Annotated in this window: 2 protein-coding genes; both read right to left on the reverse strand. The window is 67.5% G+C overall.

Going from position 1 to position 3,699, the window contains the following annotated elements; translation table 11 throughout:
* On the reverse strand, window positions 1–2,410 hold a 2,410-nt coding region (locus FUT87_RS20645; protein WP_147242233.1), incomplete at its 3' end, for a TonB-dependent receptor.
* Between the two features lie 149 nt (window positions 2,411–2,559).
* A partial coding sequence (gene xylA / locus FUT87_RS20650) for a xylose isomerase (RefSeq protein WP_147242234.1) occupies window positions 2,560–3,699 on the reverse strand: 1,140 nt, incomplete at its 5' end.

The following is a 3,699-nucleotide window of genomic DNA, read 5'->3' on the forward strand; positions in this document are numbered from 1 at the left end:
CGTTGATCGGGCCGGTGGTGATGAAGTTCTGCAGCGCGCCGGTGGCGTCGGGGATCTGCTTGACGAAGGTCTGGTTGAGGATGATGTCCTTGAGCTGCTTGTGGAAGGCCGCGAAGGTCAGCGAGCCGGTGCGGTCGAAGTACCACTCGGCCGTGATGTCGCCCTGCGTCGACTTGATCGGCTTGAGCATCGGGTTGCCCGAGGCCGTGCCGGTCTGCGTCACGTTGCTCACCACCGTCTGGCCGTTGACCGTCGTCGAGGTGAAGTCCTGCGACATCGTCGTGTAGGCCTGCAGCTGGCTGAAGTCGGGCCGCGAGATGCCCTTGCCCAGCGCGAAGCGGAACTGCAGCTTCTCGCTGGCCTTCATCCGCAGGTTCAGGCTGGGCAGCGCGTCGGTGTAGCTGTTGTTGAAGGTGCCGGCTTCCGAGAAGTTCGGGATCACCGGCACCGGCACGCCGGTGGCGCCGCTGGGCACCTGCTTGCTGGTGAAGACCGTGTAGCCGTCGGCGCGCGATTCGGTGCGCACCACGCGCAGGCCGATGTTGCCGTCCACCGGGTACTTCCAGTCGTCCATGCCGAAGCGCAGCTGCGCGAAGGCGGCCTGCGTGCGCTCGCGCTGCTTGTTGGTGCCGGAGGGGTCGGTGCCGAAGGAGGCCGGCGTCCACGGCGCGCAGGCCGAGGTGTCGCCGCCATGCTGCTCGGCGCACAGGATGTCGTGGTACTTGTGCAGCGCGGCGTAGCTGTCCGGATACCCCGAGGTGGTGGAGACCGTCGGGAAGATCAGCGACGGCACCGAGGCCTTGCCGCTGAAGAAGTTGTTGAAGTTGTGGACGTAGGTATCGGCGCTGAAGCGCGGATCGTTCAGGAAGGCCAGGTGGTTGATGTCCCAGCCGATCTGCCAGGGCTGGGAGATCGGCGACCAGTTGTAGCCCGGCACCGTGTTGGTGGTGGTGGCGTCGCGCTCGGTGAAGCGCACGCCGAAGCGCAGGTCCTGCAGGAAGCCCTCGTCCTTGAACTTGTAGCGGGCATCGCCCTTCCAGGCCTTCTCGGTGGCCTTGGACTTGTCCTTGTGCTCCATCGTGAAGGCCCAGTAGTAGTTGGCCGGATCGACCAGCGCCGCGCGTTGCGCATCGCTGAAGATCAGTTGCGGCCGACCGCTGCGCAGGTCGATGGTCTCCTCGGGCATCTGCACGCCGGTGGCGACGGTGGAGTCGAAGCTGTCGGTGGTCGCGCGGATGTACTGCAGGTCCGACGAGAAGGACCACTGGTCATTGGCGCGCCAGTTCAGCTTCCAGGCCAGGTCCTGGGTCTCGGAGTTGCGGTAGGCGCTGCGGGTGTCGGCGCCGAAGTTGATGCCCGAGCCATCGCTGTTGCTCAGCGTGCCGTAGAGCAGCTGGCCGTTCTTGCCGAACTCGCCGTTGGCGACCTGCAGCTTGTACGGGTCGGACTGGGCGAAGATGGCGCGCTCGTCCCACTGCATCCGGTACTTGCTGCGGAAGTAGGTCAGGCTGGAGTCGACGTCGTCCTTCTTCCACTGCAGCGCGCCGTACAGGCCCTGGCGCTTGCGGTCGAATTCCAGCGTGCGCCACTGCGAGCCCTTCGGGATCCACAGCGTCGTGTTGGGATCCTGGCCGACCACCGCGTCGGTGCGCGGGTAGTAGGGCTCGACCTGGAAGGCGTCGGTGCGGGTGCCGCTGCGCGAGCTGGCGATGTTGACCAGCGCGCCGAATTCGCCCAGGTCGGTCTTCCAGCGGTTGCTCACCATGCCGGAGACGCTCGGCGAGGATTTCTCCTTCAGGTCCGAGTAGGTGGTCTGCAGCGACAACGCTGTCTTGAGGCCGTCAAAGTCGAACGGCATCGCGGTGCGCAAGTTGACCAGGCCACCGATCGAACCTTCGATCTGCTCCGCGGAGGGGTTCTTGTAGACGTCGACCGCGGCCATCAGCTCGGGCGGCACGTCCTCGAAGTTGAGCGAGCGGCCGCCGTTGGCGGAGAACGAATCGCGGCCGTTCATCTCGGAGCGGACGTAGGTCAGGCCGCGGATGCTGATGCCGGAGCCTTCGACCGAGAAGTGCTCCGGGTCGCCCTTGGCCATGGTGCGGTCCATGGTGACGCCGACGATGCGCTGCAGCACCTCGGTGACCGAGCGGTCGGGCAGCTTGCCGATGTCGTCGGCGACGATGGAATCGACGATCTCGTCGGAGTTCTGCTTGATCTTCTGGGCCGAGCTCAGCGCGGCGCGCTTGCCCGAGACGACCACGGTCTCGATCTGCGCTTCGGGCTTGGGCTCCGGCTTGGGGGCGGGCGCGGGCGCCGTCTGGGCGAAGGCGATGCCGGCGGCCAGGCCACCGAGGAGGACGGCCGCCTGGGCGGCGGCGACGGATACGGCGGTCCGTTGGCGATTGCTCATGATGTCTCCAGTCTGTTAGGTGCGGGTCCGCTCTGACGGCGTGACCTCGGGCGGGGAGGTGGACTGCTTGGGCTCGGGAACGGGGAAGGACGGTCGGGATCGAGGATCGGCGGGGACCGCTGGACAACGCGGTCCGCCGCGGCCGGCGCTCAGCCGGCGAAACGGTTGACGAGGTTCTCCAGGTACTCCTGCCGGCCGGATCGCGGCGCGACATCGGTGTTGCGGGCCAGCACGCGATCGGCGAGCTGGTCCAGGGGCACGCGGCCATCGAGGATCTCGCGCGCCGCCGGCGTGTCCCAGCCGGCATAACGCTGCGAGACATGGGCGGCCAGGCGGCCGTCGACGATCATCTGCTCGGCCACCAGCAGCGCGCGGGCGCAGACGTCCATGCCGCCGACGTGGCCGTGGAAGAGGTCCTCGGCGTCGATGGACTGGCGGCGCACCTTGGCGTCGAAGTTGAAGCCGCCGCTGCCCAGGCCGCCGGCCTGCAGGATGTGATAGATCGCCAGCGCCAGCTCGGGCACGTTGTTGGGGAACTGGTCGGTGTCCCAGCCCAGCTGCGGGTCGCCGCGGTTCATGTCGATGCTGCCCAGGATGCCCAGCGCCGCGGCGGTGGCGATCTCGTGCTCGAAGCTGTGGCCCGACAGCGTGGCGTGGTTGGCCTCGATGTTGACCTTGACTTCCTTCTCCAGGCCGTAGCGGGTCAGGAAGCCGTAGACGGTGGCGCTGTCGAAGTCGTACTGGTGCTTGGAGGGCTCGCGCGGCTTGGGCTCGAGCAGGATGGTGCCCTTGAAGCCCTTGCGGTGCTTGTACTCGACGACCATGTTGAGGAAACGACCCATCTGGTCGAGCTCGCGGCCCATGTCGGTGTTGAGCAGGGTTTCATAGCCTTCGCGGCCGCCCCACAGCACGTAGTTCTCGCCGCCCAGGCGCATCGTCGCGTCCATCGCGTCGCGCACCTGCAGCGCGGCCAGGCCGAAGAGCTCCGGATCCGGGTTGGTCGCGGCGCCGGCCATGAAGCGGCGGTGGCTGAACAGGTTGGCGGTGCCCCAGAGCAGCTTCATGCCGGTGCGCTGCTGGTGCTCGCCCAGCACGTCGACCAGGCGCAGCAGGTTGTCGTGGCTTTCCTTGGGCGTGGCGCCCTCGGGGGCGACGTCGCGGTCGTGGAAGCAGTAGTAGGGCGCGCCCAGCTTCTCGAAGAACTCGAAGGCGGCATCGGCCTTCTGGCGGGCCAGCTCCATCGGCGAGCCGCCCTGGAACCAGGGGCGCTCGAAGGTGCCGCCGCCGAA

The sequence above is a fragment of the Mitsuaria sp. TWR114 genome (assembly GCF_007997345.1).